17 protein-coding genes are annotated in these 20343 nt (G+C 55.6%); 13 read left to right on the forward strand and 4 right to left on the reverse strand.

The annotated features are described in order from the left end of the window. Positions 1-214: 214 nt before the first annotated feature. The 3 genes from dnaJ to grpE form a co-directional block, all read right to left on the reverse strand. On the reverse strand, positions 215-1345 hold the full coding sequence (dnaJ, locus tag QN359_RS13405; RefSeq protein WP_322249560.1) for a molecular chaperone DnaJ: 1131 nt from the start codon (positions 1343-1345) through the stop codon (positions 215-217). Between the two features lie 133 nt (positions 1346-1478). Beyond that, on the reverse strand, positions 1479-3425 hold the full coding sequence (gene dnaK / locus QN359_RS13410; RefSeq protein WP_322249561.1) for a molecular chaperone DnaK: 1947 nt from the start codon (positions 3423-3425) through the stop codon (positions 1479-1481). Positions 3426-3651: 226 nt separating this feature from the next. Next, the gene (grpE, locus tag QN359_RS13415) at positions 3652-4221 is read right to left on the reverse strand and encodes a nucleotide exchange factor GrpE (RefSeq protein WP_322249562.1); all 570 of its coding nucleotides are present in this window, start codon (positions 4219-4221) and stop codon (positions 3652-3654) included. A gap of 367 nt (positions 4222-4588) precedes the next feature. Between grpE and rfbB the strand changes: the two genes are divergently transcribed. From rfbB to QN359_RS13480, 13 genes are all read left to right on the forward strand, one after another. Further along, positions 4589-5656 carry a dTDP-glucose 4,6-dehydratase gene (rfbB, locus tag QN359_RS13420; protein WP_322249563.1) on the forward strand — a complete coding sequence of 356 codons (1068 nt, stop codon included), beginning with the start codon at positions 4589-4591 and terminating at the stop codon, positions 5654-5656. Further along, positions 5653-6549: a glucose-1-phosphate thymidylyltransferase RfbA gene (gene rfbA / locus QN359_RS13425; RefSeq protein WP_322249564.1), complete on the forward strand. Its 897-nt coding sequence runs from the start codon at positions 5653-5655 to the stop codon at positions 6547-6549. The genes rfbB and rfbA overlap by 4 nt, the downstream gene beginning before the upstream one ends. Before the next feature lie 3 nt (positions 6550-6552). Next, complete coding sequence (gene rfbC / locus QN359_RS13430) at positions 6553-7098, forward strand: dTDP-4-dehydrorhamnose 3,5-epimerase (RefSeq protein WP_322249565.1); 546 nt, start codon at positions 6553-6555, stop codon at positions 7096-7098. After that, complete coding sequence (rfbD, locus tag QN359_RS13435; protein ID WP_322249566.1) at positions 7095-8003, forward strand: dTDP-4-dehydrorhamnose reductase; 909 nt, start codon at positions 7095-7097, stop codon at positions 8001-8003. Before rfbC ends, rfbD begins: the two co-directional genes overlap by 4 nt. 234 nt (positions 8004-8237) lie before the next feature. Further along, a complete protein-coding gene (locus tag QN359_RS13440; protein ID WP_322249567.1) occupies positions 8238-9023 on the forward strand; it encodes a glycosyltransferase in 786 nt (261 codons plus the stop codon). An 18-nt stretch (positions 9024-9041) separates the two neighbouring features. Next, the gene (locus QN359_RS13445; RefSeq protein ID WP_322249568.1) at positions 9042-10001 is read left to right on the forward strand and encodes an NAD-dependent epimerase/dehydratase family protein; all 960 of its coding nucleotides are present in this window, start codon (positions 9042-9044) and stop codon (positions 9999-10001) included. Continuing rightward, positions 9998-10558, forward strand: a complete 561-nt coding sequence (locus QN359_RS13450) for a sugar transferase (protein WP_322251026.1) — start codon at positions 9998-10000, stop codon at positions 10556-10558. Before QN359_RS13445 ends, QN359_RS13450 begins: the two co-directional genes overlap by 4 nt. 11 nt (positions 10559-10569) lie before the next feature. Beyond that, on the forward strand, positions 10570-12507 hold the full coding sequence (locus tag QN359_RS13455) for a nucleoside-diphosphate sugar epimerase/dehydratase (RefSeq protein WP_322249569.1): 1938 nt from the start codon (positions 10570-10572) through the stop codon (positions 12505-12507). 23 nt (positions 12508-12530) lie between these two features. After that, positions 12531-13907 (forward strand): phosphomannomutase/phosphoglucomutase, encoded by a 1377-nt coding sequence (locus tag QN359_RS13460; protein WP_322249570.1) that lies wholly within the window; start codon positions 12531-12533, stop codon positions 13905-13907. 14 nt (positions 13908-13921) lie between these two features. Beyond that, complete coding sequence (gene waaC / locus QN359_RS13465) at positions 13922-14926, forward strand: lipopolysaccharide heptosyltransferase I (RefSeq protein ID WP_322249571.1); 1005 nt, start codon at positions 13922-13924, stop codon at positions 14924-14926. A 7-nt stretch (positions 14927-14933) separates the two neighbouring features. Beyond that, positions 14934-15923: a glycosyltransferase family 2 protein gene (locus QN359_RS13470; protein ID WP_322249572.1), complete on the forward strand. Its 990-nt coding sequence runs from the start codon at positions 14934-14936 to the stop codon at positions 15921-15923. A gap of 244 nt (positions 15924-16167) precedes the next feature. Continuing rightward, the gene (gene waaA, locus QN359_RS13475) at positions 16168-17445 is read left to right on the forward strand and encodes a lipid IV(A) 3-deoxy-D-manno-octulosonic acid transferase (protein WP_322249573.1); all 1278 of its coding nucleotides are present in this window, start codon (positions 16168-16170) and stop codon (positions 17443-17445) included. 157 nt (positions 17446-17602) lie between these two features. Next, positions 17603-20068: an adenosylcobalamin-dependent ribonucleoside-diphosphate reductase gene (locus QN359_RS13480; protein ID WP_322249574.1), complete on the forward strand. Its 2466-nt coding sequence runs from the start codon at positions 17603-17605 to the stop codon at positions 20066-20068. A 53-nt stretch (positions 20069-20121) separates the two neighbouring features. Here QN359_RS13480 and QN359_RS13485 read toward each other — a convergent pair. Next, positions 20122-20343: hypothetical protein (locus QN359_RS13485; RefSeq protein WP_323493586.1), on the reverse strand; the 222-nt coding region annotated here is incomplete at its 5' end.

Genomic DNA, 20343 nt, shown 5'->3' on the forward strand with positions numbered 1-20343 from the left:
CTCCGGATAGGATGTGGCAGCGCTGCTGACCGGTATGCTCCGGTGTACGCCGTCCTGTTATATGGTCCACTCGACAGTTTGTCAGGGTGGTCGGTTAGCTTACCTTATCCCTCATTGTTTGCTGTGCTCATTTCCCGAGCACTTCTTCTAAAAAAAAACCTGCCAGATCAAGATCTGGCAGGTTTTTTCCCGTGCGCCTTGTGTGGCGCAGGTTTTACTCAAAGAACTTTTTGACTTTATCCATCCAGGTTTTACTCTGTGGATTATGCTTGGCACCGCCTTCTACCGTCAGCAACTCAAACTCGCGCAATAAATCTTTCTGTTTATCCGTCAGCTTCACAGGCGTTTCGATCACGACGTGGCAGAACAAGTCGCCGGCATAACCGGAACGTACCCCTTTGACGCCCTTGCTACGCAAACGGAAAGTTTTACCCGACTGGGTACCCTCCGGCACGGTAAACGAAGCTTTGCCACTTAAAGTGGGAACTTCGATATCGCCGCCCAGCGCTGCCTTGACAAAGGAAATCGGAATTTCGCAATGCAGATCGTCGCCTTCGCGTTGGAACACCGGATGCTGCTTGATGTGAATTTCCACATACAAGTCGCCCGGCGGGCCACCGTTAACACCGGGCTCACCGTTACCGGAAGAGCGAATGCGCATGCTGTCATCAATCCCGGCCGGGATTTTGACTTCCAGAGTTTTGTTGCGTTTGATACGACCGACACCGGCACAAGTAGGACATGGTTCCGGAATCATCTTGCCAGTGCCATGGCACTTAGGACAAGTTTGCTGAATACTGAACATCCCTTGCTGCATGCGTACCTGGCCATGTCCGGCGCAGGTGGTGCAAGTGACCGGCGAGGTACCCGGCTTGGCACCGGAGCCGTGGCAGGTGTCGCAACCATCCCAGCTCGGTACCCGGATAGTCGTGTCGAAACCATTGGCAGCCTGTTCCAAGCTGATTTCCAAGTTGTAACGCAAATCGGCACCGCGATATACCTGCGGACCGGCGCTGCGACGGCCACCGCCGCCGCCACCGAAGATATCGCCGAAGATATCGCCGAAGGCATCGGCGAAACCGCCACCATTGCCACCGCCACCACCGCCACCCATATTCGGATCGACACCGGCGTGACCGTAACGGTCATAAGCATCACGCTTCTGGCTGTCGGACAGCATCTCGTAGGCTTCTTTGCCTTCTTTGAATTTTTCTTCCGCGGCCTTGTTATCCGGATTGCGGTCCGGATGGTATTTCATCGCCAGCTTGCGATAAGCCTTTTTGATTTCTTCTTCTGAGGCGTTTTTACCGACTCCGAGAATTTCATAAAAATCACGCTTCGCCATCTCTTGTTAACCTCTTTAATAAGCGCCGACTTAAGCGCAAACGCCGGGCCGGCACCGCTTGCGCGAGCCACCCGGCGAGTGATGACAAGAGCGCAACAGAGTATGACTCCAGCGCGCCCCGTCAGACTAGGGATTACTTGTTGTCTTTCACTTCTTTGAAATCAGCATCAACCACATCGTCGTCAGCTGCTTTGCTCTCAGCACCCGGCGCGGCACCCGCTGCACCACCGGCCGCACCGGCCGCAGCCTGTTGCGCTTGCATATCAGCATAGACTTTTTCGCCGAGTTTTTGCGAAGCGGTCGACAAAGCGCCGAGTTTGGTATCGATTTCGGTCTTATCGCCCGATTTCAAGACATCTTCAAGTTCTTTGATCGCTGTTTCGATTTTCTCTTTCTCGCCAGCTTCGAGTTTTTCGCCGTGTTCGGCCAACGCTTTTTTAGTCGAATGAATCAGTGCATCGCCCTGATTGCGCGACTCAGCCAATTCCTTGACCTTTTTATCTTCTTCGGCGTTCAACTCGGCATCCTTGACCATTTTCTGAATTTCTTCTTCAGTCAGGCCGGAATTGGCTTTGATCGTGATTTTGTTTTCTTTGCCAGTAGCTTTGTCTTTGGCACCGACATGCAAAATACCGTTGGCATCAATATCAAAGGTTACTTCAATTTGCGGTGTACCGCGTGCCGATGGTGGAATGCCTTCGAGATTGAATTCACCGAGGCCTTTGTTACCGGCGGCGATTTCGCGTTCACCTTGGAAGACTTTGATCGTCACGGCCGGCTGATTGTCGTCCGCAGTCGAAAAGACTTGGCTGAACTTGGTCGGGATCGTGGTGTTTTTCTGGATCATCTTGGTCATCACGCCACCCAAGGTTTCGATACCGAGTGACAGTGGAGTAACGTCGAGCAACAACAGATCTTTGCGATCACCGGACAAGACCGAACCCTGAATCGCCGCGCCTACCGCCACTGCTTCATCTGGGTTGACGTCTTTGCGCGGTTCTTTGCCGAAGAATTCCTTGACCAGTTCCTGCACCTTAGGCATACGTGTCATACCGCCGACGAGGATGATGTCATCGATGTCGGAAGTTTTGACGCCGGCGTCTTTGATCGCCATGCGGCATGGTTCGATGGTTTTCTTGATCAGTTCTTCCACCAAGGCTTCGAGCTTGGCGCGAGTAATTTTCAGATTCAGATGAACCGGTGCGCCATTGGCCATGGCGATGTACGGCTCATTGATCTCAGTTTGCTGCGCGCTCGACAATTCGATCTTGGCGCGTTCTGCCGACGCTTTGATGCGTTGCAAAGCGATAGGATCTTTCGACAAATCGAGACCATTGATGGTCTTGAATTCGCTGATGATGAAATCGATGATGCGCTGATCGAAATCTTCACCACCTAAGAAGGTGTCGCCATTGGTCGACAAGACTTCGAACTGCATTTCACCGTCAACGTCGGCGATTTCGATGATGGAGACGTCGAAAGTACCGCCGCCCAAGTCATACACGGCAATTTTACGGTCGCCTTTTTCTTTTTTGTCCAAGCCAAACGCCAGCGCTGCCGCAGTCGGCTCATTGATGATGCGCTTGACATCGAGACCAGCGATACGACCGGCATCTTTAGTCGCTTGACGTTGTGCATCGTTGAAGTAAGCCGGTACCGTGATGACGGCTTCAGTCACTTCTTCACCGAGATAATCTTCGGCCGTTTTTTTCATCTTACGCAGCACTTCTGCCGAAATCTGTGGCGGTGCCAAGCGTTTATCGCGTACCGAAACCCAAGCATCGCCATTGTCGGCTTTGGAAATCGTGTACGGCATCAGTGCAATGTCTTTCTGCACTTCTTTTTCTTCAAACTTACGGCCGATCAGACGTTTCACCGCAAACAGCGTGTTCTTAGGATTCGTCACTGCCTGGCGCTTGGCCGAAGCACCGACCAAGATTTCGCCATCTTCTTGGTACGCAATGATAGACGGCGTAGTGCGCGCGCCTTCGGCGTTCTCGATGACTTTCGGCTGGCCGCCTTCCATAATGGCGACGCAGGAGTTGGTTGTACCCAAATCAATACCAATCATTTTTCCCATGATTTTCCCTCAGAATTTAGATTTTATTTATATGACAATATTGGTGAATCACTTGGCTGGTCCGATCTGTTCATCGGCACCGTCAAAGACTCGTCTGTTTCGGATATTTGGCAAAAAACCCGCTTTTCAAGGAGATTTTGCGGCTTTTTTACACTTTTCATGCCTGTCCTTTGATATAGGACAATCGGCTGCAAGCTCCCGTCCCGACCGACGCTTGCAACTTGCTTTACTTCGCTTGCGCTACCGTGACCAAAGCCGGACGCAGCAAGCGGTCAGCAATGTTGTAACCTTTTTGCAATACTGTTACCACCGTATTGGCATCTTGTTCCGCCGGCACCATGGAAATGGCTTGATGCTTCATCGGATCGAGTTTTTCACCTGCTTGCGGATTGATTTCGAGCAAGCGGTTCTTTTCGAAGGCTGAACTGAGTTGCTTGAGCGTCATTTCCACGCCTTCTTTGAGCGAATCAATCGAAGGAGTTTCCACTTTCAGTGCCATTTCCAGGCTATCTTTCACCGGCACCATGGCTTCGGCAAAACCTTCGATGGCAAATTTGTGCGCTTTAGAAATATCTTCTTGCGCCCGGCGACGGATATTTTCGCCGTCAGCCTTGGCGCGCATGAAGGCGTCTTGCATCTCAGCGAGTTTCATTTCAAGGCTGGCGATGAGCTTGGCCTGCTCAGTAGCCAAATTACTCACTTCTTCGCTCGCCGCTTCTGCCGCAACGCTGTCGATCAGCGGCTCGGCCGCTGCGTTGGCATGTTGGTCGACTGCTTGATTTTCCTGATCTTGCATCCTTACTCTCCATTCAATGACATATTTTCTAGCATTTGGGGCGATCAGCGCCTTTTTCAAGAGAAAAAGTGCGTCTTTACTGGATTTTTTTACACGATAGAGTACGTGTCAAGCAAATCACAGGCTGCACACTGCGCAACCGACCCCACCCATTTGTGCTGCTGCGATTTTATGCCATGACAAGCATGAGGCACAGGCTATTTTTAAAAAGCGTGCAAGGGCAGCCGGAAAAAGCTTTTCCAAAGCAAAAAAATTGTATTTTCAACATAATCAAGCACAGCGTTCTGCTTCAGTGGGCTTGAATTCAGGTAAAATTGCAGGCTAACTACATTCAATGCATTATTAATCCTTATTACAGGAGTCTGGAATGATTTTCGTCACTGGCGGTGCCGGGTTTATCGGTGCCAATTTTGTCCTGAGCTGGCTGGCTCAATCTGATGAAGCAGTTCTTAACTACGACAAATTGACGTATGCCGGCAATTTGAATAATCTCACCAGCCTGCGCGACGATGCGCGCCACCTGTTCGTGCAGGGCGATATTTGTGACGGTGCCAAGCTGTCAGCCTTGTTTGCCGAACATCGCCCGCGCGCGATTCTACATTTTGCCGCTGAAAGCCATGTCGACCGTTCGATACTCGGCCCAGCCGAATTTGTCACCACCAATGTCAACGGCACCTTTGCCCTGCTCGAAGCCAGCCGCGCCTACTGGAACGGCTTACCCGAACCGGAACGCAGCGCCTTCCGCTTTTTGCATGTGTCGACCGATGAAGTTTATGGCACCTTGTCGGCCGAAGACCCGCCGTTCTCGGAAACCACCGCGTATGCGCCGAATAGCCCGTACTCAGCCTCGAAAGCGGCGTCCGATCATTTGGTACGCGCCTACCACCACACCTACGGTCTGCCGGTTCTGACGACGAATTGTTCGAACAATTACGGTGCCTACCATTTCCCGGAAAAACTGATCCCGCTGATCATCACCAATGCGTGCGCCGGTAAAGATTTGCCAGTCTACGGCGATGGTTTGCAAGTACGTGACTGGCTGTATGTGACCGACCACTGCGCCGCTATCCGCCGCGTACTCGAAGCCGGTCGCCTCGGTGAAACCTATAACGTCGGCGGTTGGAACGAACAAACCAATCTGAGCGTGGTGCATACCATCTGCGATTTACTCGATGAATTGCAAGCCAAAGCAGTCGGCAGCTATCGCGATCAGATCAAACACATCGGCGACCGCCCCGGGCATGACCGCCGCTATGCGATCGATGCACGCAAAATTGAACGCGAACTCGGCTGGAAGCCGGCCGAAACCTTCACTACCGGCCTGCGCAAGACCGTCGCCTGGTACCTCGCTAATGATGAATGGGTCAGCCAAGTGCAATCAGGCGAGTACACCAAGTGGGTCGATATGCAATACAACAATAAGGAAGCGCTATGAGTCTGCACCAATCGCAACGCAAGGGAATTATTTTAGCTGGCGGCTCCGGCACCCGTTTGTATCCGGTCACTCAGGCGGTATCGAAACAATTACTACCGGTGTACGACAAGCCGATGATTTACTATCCGCTGACTTCGTTGATGTTAGCCGGCATCCGCGATATTCTGATCATTTCGACACCACAAGACACGCCGCGCTTTGCCGAATTGCTTGGCGACGGTTCGCAATGGGGCATTTCGATACAGTACGCGGTGCAACCCTCACCCGATGGTTTGGCGCAAGCTTTCATCATCGGTAAGGAATTCGTCGGCAATTCACCGTCGGCACTGATTCTTGGCGATAATATTTACTACGGTCATGACTTCGATGCGCAACTGCGCAGCGCCGACAACAGTACTGAAGGGGCGACCGTGTTTGCCTACCACGTGCAAGATCCGGAACGCTACGGCGTGGTCGATTTCGATGCCAACCGCCAAGCCATCAGCATAGAAGAGAAGCCACTCAAGCCAAAATCGAATTATGCCGTCACCGGCTTGTATTTTTACGACACGCAAGTATGCGACATCGCGGCTGCGATCCAACCATCGGCGCGCGGTGAGCTGGAAATTACCGATGTCAACAATGTCTACCTGCAACAGGGACAATTGACGGTCGAGTTGATGGGGCGTGGCATGGCCTGGCTTGATACCGGCACCCATGAATCGCTGCTCGAAGCCGGCCAATTTGTCTCAACCATAGAGAAACGTCAAGGGCTCAAGGTAGCCTGCCCGGAAGAAATCGCATTCCGGCGCAATTACATCAGCGCCGCCCAGCTTGAAACACTGGCGCAGCCACTGAAGAAAAATGAATACGGCCGTTATTTGCTGCAGTTGTTGGATAAAAAGGCTTTTTAAAACATGAAAATAACCCCTACCTCGCTGCCCGGCGTACTGATCCTCGAACCACGCGTGTTCGGCGATGAACGCGGTTTTTTTTACGAGAGCTTCAACGCCAAGAAATTCGCCGAATTGACCGGCGTCGACCTGCCCTTCGTGCAGGATAACCATTCGCTGTCGGCAAAAAATATTTTGCGCGGCCTGCATTATCAAATCAAGCAACCGCAGGGTAAGCTGGTGCGCGTGATTGCCGGTGCCGTCTATGATGTCGCCGTCGATCTGCGTCGCAGCTCGCCGCATTTCGGCCAATGGACCGGAGTCGAGCTGTCGGCCGAGAACCAGCGTCAGTTGTGGGTGCCGCCCGGGTTTGCGCACGGCTTCGTGGTCACCAGCGAAAGCGCGCAATTTCTCTACAAGACCACCGACTACTGGGCGCCGGAACATGAACGTTGCTTGCAATGGAATGATGCGGCACTGGCCATCGACTGGCCGATCAGCGGCACGCCGCAGTTATCGGCCAAAGATCAAGCCGGTGTCGCGCTCGACCAAGCCGAGGTGTTTGCATGAAAATCCTGCTGACCGGTACCAACGGCCAGCTCGGTCGCACCCTGTTGGGCTTGCTCGCGCCGCAGCATGAAGTGCTGGCACCGCTGCGCGCCGAGCTCGACTTGGCCGATCCGGCTGCCATCGCCGCCTATGTCAGCGCTGCCGCACCTGACTTGATCATCAATCCTGCCGCGTATACCGCGGTCGACCAGGCCGAGCAAGATGTCGCCGGCGCGATGGCGATCAATGCCACCGCTCCTGGGGTATTGGCGCAGCAGGCGCGCCAACTTGGCATAGGATTGATTCACTACTCGACCGATTATGTGTTCGACGGTAGCTTACGCGATAGCGCAGGCGCTTTACTGCCGTACCCGGAAAACGCGGCGACCAATCCGCTCAATGTGTACGGCCGCAGTAAGTTGGCCGGTGAGGAAGCGATTATCGCCAGCGGTTGCCGGCATCTGATTTTCCGCACCAGTTGGGTGTATTCACGCTACGGTAAAAACTTTTTACTGACCATGCTGCGTCTGGCGGCTGAACGCGATGCCCTGCGCGTAGTCAACGACCAATGGGGTGCGCCAAGCTCCGCCATGACGATTGCCGCCACCACCGCCAGCATCATCGCCATGCTGCCATCGGGCGAGGCCGCGCAAGCTTGGTGGGATAGTCACGGCGGTCGTTACAACCTGACCACCACGGGGCATACCAGTTGGTACGGCTTCACGGCAGAAATTCTGGCCCAAGCCGAGGCCGCCGGTTTGCTCAGTAAAGCAGCGCCGAGTCTGACTGGCATTCCAGCCTCGGAGTATCCGGTACCGGCCGTCCGACCGGTCAATTCCTGTCTCGATACCCGTGCCCTGTGCGCGCGTTTTGGTCTTACCCTACCATCTTGGCAACAAGCTTTGGCGCAGTGTTTGACTGATTAAGACAAACACTGCGTCAGTCCGCGCCTGCTCCGCCCCGGCCGGCCGTTCGCTGCACTGCGCGAGCGGCCTTGCCAAATTTCACTACGACACACGCGTATCAGCTTACAATACTGAAATTACTGTACCAACAAGACCTGATCCGCTCTGGCGGACCGTCGTGTCAACCGGCTTCGTTCTCATGTCATCTGTTCTTACTCGCTGTTGTGCTCATTGTTGTGCTGCTTGGCTGGCCCTATGATTCATGTTGCCATCATCAGTCACGGCCATGAAGATTTGCTGATCGCCAGCGCACTCGGCGGCCTGCGCGAGCGCGCCGATGATTTTCATTTATCGATCAAAGATAATCAACCATCGGCCAAGCTCAAGGCGTATTGCTTGGAACATGGGATTTCCTATACCGACAGCACGCCCGGCCTAGGCTTTGGCGAAAATAATAACTTTCTGTTCCGGCAAATCCAAAACAGTGTCGGCTTCCAGCCGCACGACAGTTTCGTCGTCATGAACCCCGACATTGCCATCAGCCCGACGACGCTGCGCGCCTTGATCGCTGCGATGCGTCGTGACGGCACGCCGATCGCGACGCTGAACTTATGTAAAGATCATGCCTTTCTGACTGCGGACGCGAATGTCCGGCACTTTCCCGATTTTCTCTCACCAGTCCGGATGGCGTGGGTGCGTTCGCTCACTCAAGCCTATGACAAAGCCGATCTGCCGCACGACTGCGAAGTCGACTGGGCCTCGGGGGCTTTCCTCGCCTTTGATGCCGCATATTACGAAAAATTGCAGGGCTTCGACGAACGCTATTTCATGTATTTTGAAGATGTTGACCTCTGTTACCGCTCGTATCTGTTGCGCGGCAAACGGGTGCGCTATTATCCGCAACTCAAGGCCGTGCATTTCGCCGCCCACAAGAATCGCAGCATACTCTCGCCGCATGCCAACTGGTTTATCCGCAGTTTTCTCAAATTTATCTCGCGCAAATACTTTGTCTATGCGCGGCGTCCGGCCCGTGTCGCCTGAGTCGGAAGGACCGCATCGATGCCAACAACGATACTGATCACCGGTGCCAGCGGCTTTCTTGGCTCGGCGGCGGCGCGCTATTTTCTCGCGCGCGGCCAGCGCTTGGTTTGTCCTAGCCGGCAGCCGCTGACGTGGCAAGCCGCGGGCATGGACAATCCTATCATGCCGGAACTGGCCGCCGACAATGACTGGTCGCCGTCGCTGGACGGCGTCGCGGCCGTCATTCATTGCGCCGCGCGGGTGCATGTGATGCAGGAAACTGCGAGCGATCCGCTGGCACAGTTCCGCGCAGTCAATGTCGCCGCCACCCTGAGCTTGGCACGCCAAGCCGCTGCGGCCGGAGTCCGGCATTTCATTTTCATCAGCTCGGTCAAGGTCAATGGCGAAGTCACGGCAGCCGGTAGCGCGTTTCGCGAAACTGATACACCACAGGCTAGTGACCCTTACGGCGTCTCCAAGTGCGAAGCCGAAACGGCGCTGCTGGCACTGGCTGCCAGCAGCAGCATGGCCATCACCATCATCCGCCCGCCGCTGATTTATGGACCCGGCGTCAAAGCCAATTTCCTCAGCATGCTGCGCTGGCTCAAGCGTGGCTTGCCACTGCCGCTGGCGAGCACCAATAACCGTCGCAGTTTCGTCTATATTGAGAATCTGCTCAGTTTGATCGATACCTGCCTGTTTCATCCACGCGCGCGCGGCGAAGTGTTTTTGGTTTCCGATGGCGGCGATGTCTCCACCGCCGACTTGTTGCGCGCCTGTGGCCACAGCTTGCGGCGACCGGCACGCCTGTGGCCCTGTCCGCCGGCCCTGCTGCTGTGGCTGGCACAAGCCGCAGGGCGGCGCGGCGCGGCCGAACGCCTGTGCTGGTCATTGCAAGTCGATATCAGTAAAGCGCAGACTTTGCTGGGCTGGACGCCGCCGTTTTCCCTGCAACAAGGTCTGCAAGTGACCGTTGAAAAGACTGCTGAATTATGCTGAAACGACTGTTCGATTTACTCCTCGCCAGCGTCGCCGCGCTGCTGCTGCTGCTGCCGGTATTACTGACTGCGCTGTGCGTGAAACTGACTTCACGTGGCCCGGCCATTTACTGGTCGGACCGGGTCGGCATAGCCAATCGGGTGTTCCGCATGCCAAAGTTTCGCAGCATGCGCATCGATACGCCGGCCGTGGCAACCCATTTGTTGAGCAATCCGCAGCAGTATCTGACCCCGATCGGGGCCTTTTTGCGCAAGTCCAGCCTCGACGAGCTGCCGCAATTGTGGAGCATACTCAGCGGTGACATGAGCTTCGTCGGCCCACGCCCGGCCTTGTTCAACCAACATGATTTGATCGCCCTGCGCACCGAAAAAAATGTTCATACGATTCCACCCGGACTGACCGGCTGGGCTCAGGTGAATGGGCGTGACGAATTGGCGATTCCGGACAAAGTAGCGCTCGACGTCTATTACCTGCAACACCGCTCGCTGTTGCTTGATCTGCGTATCTTGCTGATGACCTTTTTCAAGGTCTTGCGGCGCGACGGCATTACCCATTGAGGCCGGCACCAATGCTGCATTCCCTGTTACATCTCAAGCGTTGGCAAAAACAAGCGTTGGCGGCCGCCCTCGATGCGCTGTGTCTGCCGCTGTGCTTTATCGTCGCGATTTGGCTGCGTTACGAAACCTTCACCGCGGCCTTGTTCACCCATTACTTCTGGCTGATCGTCTCGATTCCGCTGGTGTCGATTCCGATTTACCTGCGCATCGGTTTGTACCGCGCGGTGGTACGTTTCATCGACCAGAAAATCATCAGCGTACTGTTTTTAGGTGCCAGCACTTCGGTACTGCTGCTCGCTTTCATCAGCGTGATGCTGCATATCATGCCGATTTCACGCGCCATCTTTGCATTTTTCTGGGCCGGCTCGATCTTGTATCTCGGTGCCAGCCGCTTTCTCGCGCGCGCCTGGCTGCAACGCGCCGACATGCCTGACAATGCCATCGCGGTTTGTATTTACGGTGCCGGCAAAGCCGGTGCGCAGTTAGCCGGGGCCCTGCGTGCCAGCGGTGAATATGCCTGCGTCGCTTTCGTCGATGATAACAAACACATACAGGGTTCCACCATCGCCGGCATCAAGGTGTACAGCCCGAGCGAGATCGATGCCTTGTTACCGCGCTTTGACATCCGCCAAATCTTATTAGCCTTGCCATCGATTTCAAAAATTCGCCAAAAACAAATTCTCGATCAACTCGAACATTTGAAAATCAAAATCAAGGTTACGCCATCGATACAAAGCTTGGTCAATGGTGAATTGCGGGTGCAAGATGTGCGCGATGTAGAAATCGAAGACTTACTCGGGCGCGATCAAGTCGACCCCGATGAACGCCTGCTGGCACTATGCATACGCAATAAGCATGTGATGGTGACGGGTGCCGGCGGTTCCATCGGTTCTGAATTGTGTCGCCAAATTTTACGCCAGCGCCCGAAGCGCTTAGTGCTGCTGGAAATGTCAGAATACGCGCTGTATGCAATCGAGCAGGAATTACAAAGCCTGCGCAGCCAGCTCGCCCTCGATGTCGAAATTCTGCCGTTTTTAGGTAGTGTCTTGGCAGCAGCCAAGCTGGATAAAATTTTTGCCGCCTGCGCCGTCGACACCCTGTATCACGCTGCCGCCTACAAGCATGTGCCGCTGGTCGAGCATAATCCGGCCGAAGGCATACGGAATAATGTGTTTGGAACGCTGGCCACGGCCGAAGCGGCGATGCGCGCCGGCGTTAAGAATTTCGTGCTCATTTCCACCGACAAAGCGGTTCGCCCAACCAATGTCATGGGCACCACCAAACGCCTGGCCGAACTGATCCTGCAAGCCTGCGCGCGCCGTCAGCATAGCACGCGTTTTTGCATGGTACGCTTCGGTAACGTGCTCGGCTCTTCGGGCTCGGTGGTACCCTTATTCCGTAAACAAATCATGGCCGGCGGCCCGATCACCTTGACTCATCCGGAAATCACACGCTATTTCATGACTATCCCGGAAGCCGCACAGTTGGTACTGCAAGCCGGCGCCATGGGCGAAGGCGGCGATGTCTTCGTGCTCGATATGGGTGAACCGGTACGTATCATCGACCTGGCGCGCCGCATGGTGCACTTGAGCGGACTCGAAGTCAAAACCGACAGCAACCCCAAAGGCACCATAGAAATTGAGCACGTCGGCTTGCGGCCCGGTGAAAAGCTGTACGAAGAACTGCTGATCGGCGACAATGTCGAAGGCACTTCACATCCGCTCATCATGCGCGCGCGTGAAAGCGAGATCGCTTGGGAAGCCTTATCCGCATGGCTGCAGCAATTGCAACAAGCCTGCGATGCCTTCGATTACCAACACATGCGCCAGTTACTGATGCAGATCGTGACAGAGTACCAACCGCAATGCGGGATTGAAGATTTGATCTGGCAAGCCACGGCAGGCAAGGTCGCTGCCGATAATGTTGTACAGCTCCCCGTTTCCATTTAATTACTTATTCTCTGAAGGTCATCATGTCCCTACTATCACCGAGTATTTTCAAAGCCTACGATATCCGTGGCATCATCGGCAAAACCCTCGATGCCGCCGTGGCCCGCCAAATCGGTCTGGCCTTCGGCAGCGCCGCCCGCGCCAAGGGTGAAACCACGGTAGTCATCGGGCGTGACGGCCGTTTATCCGGCCCGGAATTACTCGCCGCGTTGGCGGCCGGTTTGCAAGCAAGCGGTGTCGATGTCATCGATCTGGGCATGGTCGCCACACCGATGGTGTATTTCGCCACCAATGTGCTCGAAGCACGCTCGGGCATCATGGTCACCGGCAGCCACAATCCACCTGATTACAATGGCTTCAAAATGGTCTTGGCTGGCGAAGCGATCTACGGCGACACCATCACGGCGCTCTACCACACCATCGTCGCCGGCAGCTTCGCAGTCGGCAGCGGCAGCTACCGCACCCACGATATCCGTGCCGCCTATCTGGCGCGTATCATCGATGATGTCAAACTCAGCCGCCCGGTTAAAATCGCTATCGATTGCGGTAATGGTGTGGCCGGTGCCTTTGCCACCGACCTGTACCGTGGTATGGGTTGCGAAGTCACCGAACTGTTCTGCGAGGTCGATGGCAGCTTCCCGAATCACCACCCTGACCCGGCACATCCGGAAAATCTGCAAGATTTAATACGCTGCTTGCAAAGCAGTGATGCCGAAATCGGCTTGGCCTTCGATGGCGACGGCGACCGTCTCGGCTTGGTGACCAAAGATGGTCAAATCATTTACCCAGATCGCCAATTGATGTTGTTTGCTGAAGATGTACTCAAGCGTCACCCGGGCGAACAAATTCTGTACGACGTCAAATGTACCCGCCATATCGCCCCTTGGGTGAAAGCGCGCGGTGGTGTGCCCTTGATGTGGAAAACCGGTCACTCGCTGGTGAAAGCGAAATTGCGTGAAACCGGTGCCCCGCTCGGTGGCGAAATGAGTGGTCATATCTTCTTCAAAGACCGCTGGTATGGTTTCGATGATGGCCTCTACGCTGGTGCACGTTTGTTAGAAATCGTCAGCCGTCTGGCCGACATGAGCGCCACCCTCAACGCCTTGCCACAGTCGAATTCGACACCGGAATTGCAATTACAATTGGCTGAAGGCGAAAACTTCGCACTCATCGCCGCCATGCAAGCCAATGCGAACTTTCCTGGCGCCGATGAAATCATCACCATAGACGGCTTGCGCGTCGAATATCCTGATGGTTTCGGCCTGGCCCGTTCGTCCAATACCACACCGGTGGTGGTGATGCGTTTCGAAGCAGAAACGCCGGCGGCATTGGCGCGCATTCAGGACGCCTTGAAACAAGCTATTCTGGCCGTTAAGCCAGATGCCAAAATGCCATTCTGAGTGAGCGCCTGCACGTGAAAATTTTGCTCATCCGCGTGTCGTCCATGGGCGACGTCTTGCATAATCTGCCAGTCGTCGATGATTTATTACGCCATTTCCCAACGGCCAGCATCGATTGGGTGGTCGAAGAAGCCTATGTCAACCTGGTGCGCCTGCATCCCGGTGTCGCACGCATCATTCCCTTTGCGTTGCGGCGCTGGCGCAAGAGCTTGCGCAGTGCCGGCACCCGTGCGGAAATCCAGCAGTTCTATCGCGAGCTGCGACGCGAGTGCTATGATTTGATCCTCGATACCCAAGGCTTGCTGAAAACCGGTCTCATCATGGGACTGGCACGCTGCACCGCGGGCGGGCGCAAAATCGGCTTGGCCAACGGTACCACCGGCTCCGGTTACGAAGGTATCTCGCGAATTTTTCACGATCACAGCGTGCCGGTAGCACGCCAGACCCATGCTGTGCTGCGCGGCCGGCTGGTCGCAGCGGCCGCTGGTGGCTATACGGTCGACAGCCCGGCCAGCTTCGGCCTTACGCGACCAGCCGGGCAGCCGGACTGGTTACCGAGCACGCCATATGCCGTATTTTTTCATGGCAGCGCCGGGGCCGCCAAAAAATGGGCACGTGAAAATTGGCTGCTCATCGGTGGCCACTTGGCCGAACTCGGCTTACCGGTCTTGCTACCGTGGGGGACTGCTGAGGAACACGCCGAAGCCAAGGCCATGGCCGCCGCCTTACCCAACGCGCGCGTGCTGCCAGCCCTGAGTATGGCCGAAGCGATTATCTTGGCGCAAGCCGCTGCCATCGCCATCGGCGTCGACACCGGCTTGACCCATATTGCCGCCGCCTATGAAACCCCGACCATAGAGTTGTATTGCGCCTCACCGAAATGGAAAACCGCCGGCAACTGGTCGAACAAAATCATCAACCTCGGCGACGCCGGCACCCCACCGTCGCCGACTGCAGTATTGCAGGCGCTGCAGTCGCTGCTGGCGGCGTATCCGCCGGCTACCCCGTCTTCCTTGTAAAGTATCCATGCCCGTCATCGCCACTCCTGCCAGCCCGAAAATCTGCGTCGTCATCGTCAATTGGAATGGCGGCGACATGCTGCGCCGTAGTGTCGCCGCCTTGCTGCGGCAAACTTTTGCGCCGCATGAAATTCTGGTCATCGACAATGCCAGCAGCGATGGCTCAGGGGCTGCCGTAGCCCTGGAGTTTCCGACTGTACGCGTGATCAACGCCGGCAGTAATCTCGGCTTCGCCGCCGGCAATAACTTAGCGGTACGGCTGGCTGACCCGGCCTGCGATTGGATCGCCTTGCTGAACCCCGATGCCTTCGCCGAACCGGATTGGCTGGCCAAATTGGCCGAAGCCGCCGTCGCCCATCCCGAGTTCGCCATTTTCGGCAGCCGCCTGATGGATGCCAATACCGGCACTCTGCTCGATGGCGTCGGTGACGCCTACCACATCAGTGGTTTGGTCTGGCGCGAAGCCCATGGCCAAGCTTTACAGCCGGAGCACTTGCAAGACCGCGAAATTTTTTCCACCTGTGCCGCCGCCGGCCTGTACCGTCGTGATGTGTTCGAGCAGATCGGTGGTTTCGATGAAGATTACTTCTGTTATGTTGAAGATATTGATCTCGGTTTCCGCTACCAATTACTCGGCCAGCGCTGCCTGTACGTGCATGATTCGGTCGCCTTCCATCTCGGCTCGGCCATCACCGGCAAGCGCAGTGATTTCTCGGTCTACCATGGCCATCGCAATCTGGTCTGGACCTTCATCAAGAATATGCCGGGCGCTTTGTTTTGGCTGCTGTTGCCACTGCACTTGTTACTCAATCTGCTGACGATAGGGTATTTCATCGTCCATGGTCAGGCTGCCGTGATTCTGCGCGCCAAACGCGATGCCTTGCGCGGGCTACCGAAGATGTGGGCCAAACGTCGCTTGATCCAACAACAACGGCGCGTCGGCTTGGCACCCATCTGGCGCTTATTGAATAAGAAAATGATGCGCGACCGGACTTAGGGTATAGTCCTGCTTCTTTCAGAAGCTGTCGCAAAAGGGCTGTTAGTCGGTATCATTACCCCAAACGGGCGGTCTGGGGGCAATAACGCGGTCTACTGTGTTTTATCCGTCAGGCTTTTGCGCTACCCTGTTTTAGCCACCGCCCTTCTGTTTGACTGCGGCAGGAACGGACTTAATCCGCTGCGATTAAATCTGCTCGTCCTGATTGGTATCGTGTTGGTGAATTTAAAAAAAAAGATAAGTCATGCGTCTACTCTATTCTCTGGCTTGGGGTCTGTCTCTGCCATTTGCCCTGCTCCGCTTATGGCTGCGCGGACGTCAGGAACCCGGTTATCGTCGGCATATCGGCGAGCGCTTCGGTGCTGCTGGCGGTGTCGGCGATCATCCGGCCTGCCTGTGGGTGCATGCCGTCTCGGCCGGCGAAACGCGCGCTGCCGAACCGCTGATCCGCGCTCTGCTATCGGCCTATCCGCAGCATCAGCTACTGCTCACACATATGACGGCGACCGGCCGGGCCACCGGTGCAAGCTTGTTTGCCGATGTGGCCCCGCGCTTGCGCCAGGTGTATTTGCCGTATGACATCAATTGGATGATGCGGCGTTTCCTGCGCCATCATCGCCCGCAACTATGTATCTTGATGGAAACTGAGGTCTGGCCGAATCTGATTGCACAATGTGGCAAACAGGCGATACCGGTGTGCCTGGTCAATGCCCGTTTATCAGAAAAATCACTGGGCAAGGCGCGCCGTTTAGCCGCCTTGATGGTGCCGGCCGCGCATGCTCTGGCCATCGTCGGTGCGCAATCACAGCCCGATGCCGAACGCTTGCTGGCACTCGGCATGACGCGCATGTCCATCACTGGCAATATGAAATTTGACGTTACCCCACCGCCCTTGATGGCGCAACATGGCGCGGCCTTGCGCGAGCGCTTGGGTCGACGTCAGATTTTTCTGTGCGCCAGCACTCGCGACGGCGAAGAAAGCCTGATACTCGACGCCTGGATGCGCCTGACTACCAGCGCGCCCGAAAAGCCACTGCTCATCATCACACCACGCCACCCGCAACGTTTCGATGAGGTGGCGCAATTGCTGATGCAACGCGGCCTGCGCACTGTCCGTCGTTCGCAACTGGAAAGCGACAGCAGCCCCATGAGCGACATTGATGTCTTGCTCGGCGACAGCATGGGCGAAATGTATATGTACTACGCAGCGGCCGATTTGGCCTTTGTCGGCGGCAGTCTGGTCGCGCTCGGCGGCCACAATTTGATTGAAGCCTTTGCCATGGGCAAGCCGGCCTTAACCGGTCCGCACACCTTCAATTTCTCGGAAATTACCGATCAAGCCATCGCCGCCGGTGCCGCCGTACGGGTGGCCGATGCCGATGCCATGCTGGCACAGGCTCTGGCCCTGCTGGCCAAGACCGAACCACGCCACAGCATGGGACAAGCGGCCCATGCCTTCTTTCTTCACCACCAAGGCGCGACGGCCAGAACCATGGCACTGTTACAAACCTTTATTAAATAAACATCCTGGCAGCACCGCTGGAAGCCGTGATCAAAAATTGATAACAGTCAATCTTGTCAGCGATTCAAGTACCGCTGAGAGGGGCGTCCGACACGACTTGCTCGCGCTGGAATACAATACACGCTGCTCCCGAATCAACCCCCAAGGAATCACACACATGGCCCCACAGGAAATCTCCCTCGACGTCTTGCTCGAAAAATATGCTAAAGGCACAGAAGCCAGCATCCACGATGTGCAAGTCCGTGTTGCCAAAGCCTTGGCCAGCGTGGAGCAGGAAGAAGCACGCGAATTTTACGAAGAACAATTTTTATGGGCGCAGCAAAGCGGCTTCGTCCCGGCCGGGCGCATCAATTCTGCCGCCGGCATGGATTTGCACGCCACCCTGATCAATTGTTTCGTGCAACCGGTCGGCGATTCGGTTTCCAGCCCGACTGACGGCAAGCCCGGCATTTATGCTGCCTTGGCCGATGCCGCTGAAACCATGCGGCGCGGCGGTGGCGTCGGCTATGATTTTTCCAGCATTCGTCCGAAAGACGCCTTGGTGCGCGGTACCCGCTCACGCGCCTCTGGTCCGGTCTCGTTCATGCAAGTCTTCAATGCCTCCTGTTCCACCGTCGAATCAGCCGGTGCCCGCCGCGGTGCCCAGATGGGCGTATTGCGTGGCGATCACCCCGACATCCTCGAATTCATCCGTTCCAAAGACCAAGGCGGCCTGAGTAACTTCAATATCTCCATCGGTGTCACCGACGAATTCATGCAAGCCGTTGCCAGCGATGCTGATTACGCGCTGGTGCACAAGGCCGAACCGAGTGAAAGTAAGAAAGCAGCCGGCGCTTATCGCCGCGACGATGGCATCTGGGTGTATGAAAGCATACGCGCACGCGATTTGTGGGATGTTGTCATGAAGTCGACTTACGACCACGCCGAACCGGGCATCCTGTTCCTCTCGCGCATGAATGCGGAAAACAATCTGTACTACTGCGAAACCATCGAAGCCACCAATCCCTGCGCCGAACAACCCTTGCCCGATTACGGTTGCTGCTGCTTGGGTTCAGTCAACCTGACCCGCTTCGTGCGCGCCCCCTTCGAAGCGGCCGCCAGTTTCGACTTCCCCGCCTTCGTCGAAGTCGTCACGGTCGCCACGCGCATGCTCGACAATGTACTCAACGCCACGGCCTGGCCACTCGATCGCCAAGAAGCCGAAGCCATGGCCAAACGCCGCGTCGGCCTTGGCTTCCTCGGCCTCGGCAGCGCCTTGGTAATGCTCGGGATTCGCTATGACAGCGACGACGGCCGCGAATTTGCACGCCAAGTATCGGAAGCGATGCGCGACGCCGCGTATTTGGCTTCGGCTGATCTGGCCAGTGAAAAAGGCGCATTTCCCTTATTTAACAGCAAAAACTATTTGGCCGGCAGTTTCGCCCAACGCTTACCGAAAGCGGTACGCGCAGCGATCAAGAAAAACGGCTTGCGCAATTCGCATCTGCTCTCGATCGCGCCGACCGGTACCATCACCCTGGCCTTTGCTGACAATGCCTCCAATGGCATCGAGCCGGCATTTTCCTGGGTGTACAACCGTAAAAAACGCATGGCCGTCGGCGATGCGCGCATTTACGAAGTGGCCGATCACGCTTGGCGTTTGTATCGTCACATGGGCAACGATGTCAGCGATGACAGTAAATTGCCGCAGCAATTTGTTACGGCCCTCAATATGTCGGCCAGCGATCACATGAAGATGCTGCAAGTAGTGCAACCCTACATCGACTCGGCGATTTCCAAAACCGTCAATGTACCGGCCGATTATCCGTACGCCGACTTCCAAAATCTGTACATGGAAGCCTGGCAAGCCGGCCTCAAAGGTTTAGCCACGTATCGCCCTAACAGCATACTCGGCAGCGTGTTATCGGTGGCAGGTGCCGCACCGGAAGCGAGCGCCGCCGTCGAAAACAAAGTCATTGCCGACGAAGATTTATTGCGCAGACAATTCGATGGCCGACCATTCGGCGACCTCGAATCGGTCACCTCAAAAGTACAGTACATGACTTACGAAGGCAGAAAAACCGTCTACCTGACGGTCAGCTTCATTCATGTGCAAGGCATGGTCGGCGGCGAACGCGTAACGATAGAGCGACCGTTCGAATTCTTCATGCCGGCCGGGCAGAAAAACGATGGCCAACAATGGATTACTGCCAGCATGCGTTTGCTGTCGATGGCCGCGCGTTCCGGTGGTTCAATTTCCAAAGCCTTGGCCGACATGCGCGAAGTGGTGTGGGACAAAGGCACGGTACGCTGCGGCACCTTGACCAAGGACGATGGCAGCCAAGCGCCGCTGTTCCATGAATCGGAAGTCGCGGCGATCGGTTATTCCTTGCAACGCATCTTGATGAAACGCGGTTATCTCGATGCCGCCGGCAATCAGATTCCGGTGCATGTACTGGCCGAACGCTTCCGCTCGCGCATGCAGCAATACGGCCTCGACGACCTCGCATACGAGGGCGACAATGCCCCGATCAGCTATGTCGCCACCGGTAAAAAATGCCCGGACTGCGGCGCTTACGCCTTGCAAAAAATCGATGGCTGCAGCCGTTGCGTGTCTTGCGGGTATGTTGGTGCTTGTGGCTGATTGTAGGGTATAGGGGAGCGCGGGTTTGATGTGGGGGGACCCATAAGTTGCGACTAATCTGATATTTTCAGTTTGCGAGCAAAAACAGCTTCTTTTTGATTTAAACAAAGAGGGCCAGTGAAAATCACTGGCCCTTCTTTTTTTGGCTGTTCGTCAAATTCCGTGGGATTTTTAATTAAGTTTTTGTTTTTTTGTGCGAATACCCAACGCTCGCATTCGAAGGAGCGACGCGATGGCAGGGGATGCAAACCCCTTCCAGAGTCTTTTCCATCGTC

The organism is Undibacterium sp. 5I2 (assembly GCF_035019605.1).
Classification (GTDB): domain Bacteria; phylum Pseudomonadota; class Gammaproteobacteria; order Burkholderiales; family Burkholderiaceae_D; genus Undibacterium.

Bases quoted from the DNA above. Each gene is read 5' to 3' on its own strand.
- dnaJ (WP_322249560.1), bottom strand. From the start codon at position 1,345: ATGGCGAAGCGTGATTTTTATGAAATTCTCGGAGTCGGTAAAAACGCC.
- dnaK (WP_322249561.1), bottom strand. From the start codon at position 3,425: ATGGGAAAAATGATTGGTATTGATTTGGGTACAACCAACTCCTGCGTC.
- grpE (WP_322249562.1), bottom strand. From the start codon at position 4,221: ATGCAAGATCAGGAAAATCAAGCAGTCGACCAACATGCCAACGCAGCG.
- rfbB (WP_322249563.1), top strand. From the start codon at position 4,589: ATGATTTTCGTCACTGGCGGTGCCGGGTTTATCGGTGCCAATTTTGTC.
- rfbA (WP_322249564.1), top strand. From the start codon at position 5,653: ATGAGTCTGCACCAATCGCAACGCAAGGGAATTATTTTAGCTGGCGGC.
- rfbC (WP_322249565.1), top strand. From the start codon at position 6,553: ATGAAAATAACCCCTACCTCGCTGCCCGGCGTACTGATCCTCGAACCA.
- rfbD (WP_322249566.1), top strand. From the start codon at position 7,095: ATGAAAATCCTGCTGACCGGTACCAACGGCCAGCTCGGTCGCACCCTG.
- QN359_RS13440 (WP_322249567.1), top strand. From the start codon at position 8,238: ATGATTCATGTTGCCATCATCAGTCACGGCCATGAAGATTTGCTGATC.
- QN359_RS13445 (WP_322249568.1), top strand. From the start codon at position 9,042: ATGCCAACAACGATACTGATCACCGGTGCCAGCGGCTTTCTTGGCTCG.
- QN359_RS13455 (WP_322249569.1), top strand. From the start codon at position 10,570: ATGCTGCATTCCCTGTTACATCTCAAGCGTTGGCAAAAACAAGCGTTG.
- QN359_RS13460 (WP_322249570.1), top strand. From the start codon at position 12,531: ATGTCCCTACTATCACCGAGTATTTTCAAAGCCTACGATATCCGTGGC.
- QN359_RS13470 (WP_322249572.1), top strand. From the start codon at position 14,934: ATGCCCGTCATCGCCACTCCTGCCAGCCCGAAAATCTGCGTCGTCATC.
- waaA (WP_322249573.1), top strand. From the start codon at position 16,168: ATGCGTCTACTCTATTCTCTGGCTTGGGGTCTGTCTCTGCCATTTGCC.
- QN359_RS13480 (WP_322249574.1), top strand. From the start codon at position 17,603: ATGGCCCCACAGGAAATCTCCCTCGACGTCTTGCTCGAAAAATATGCT.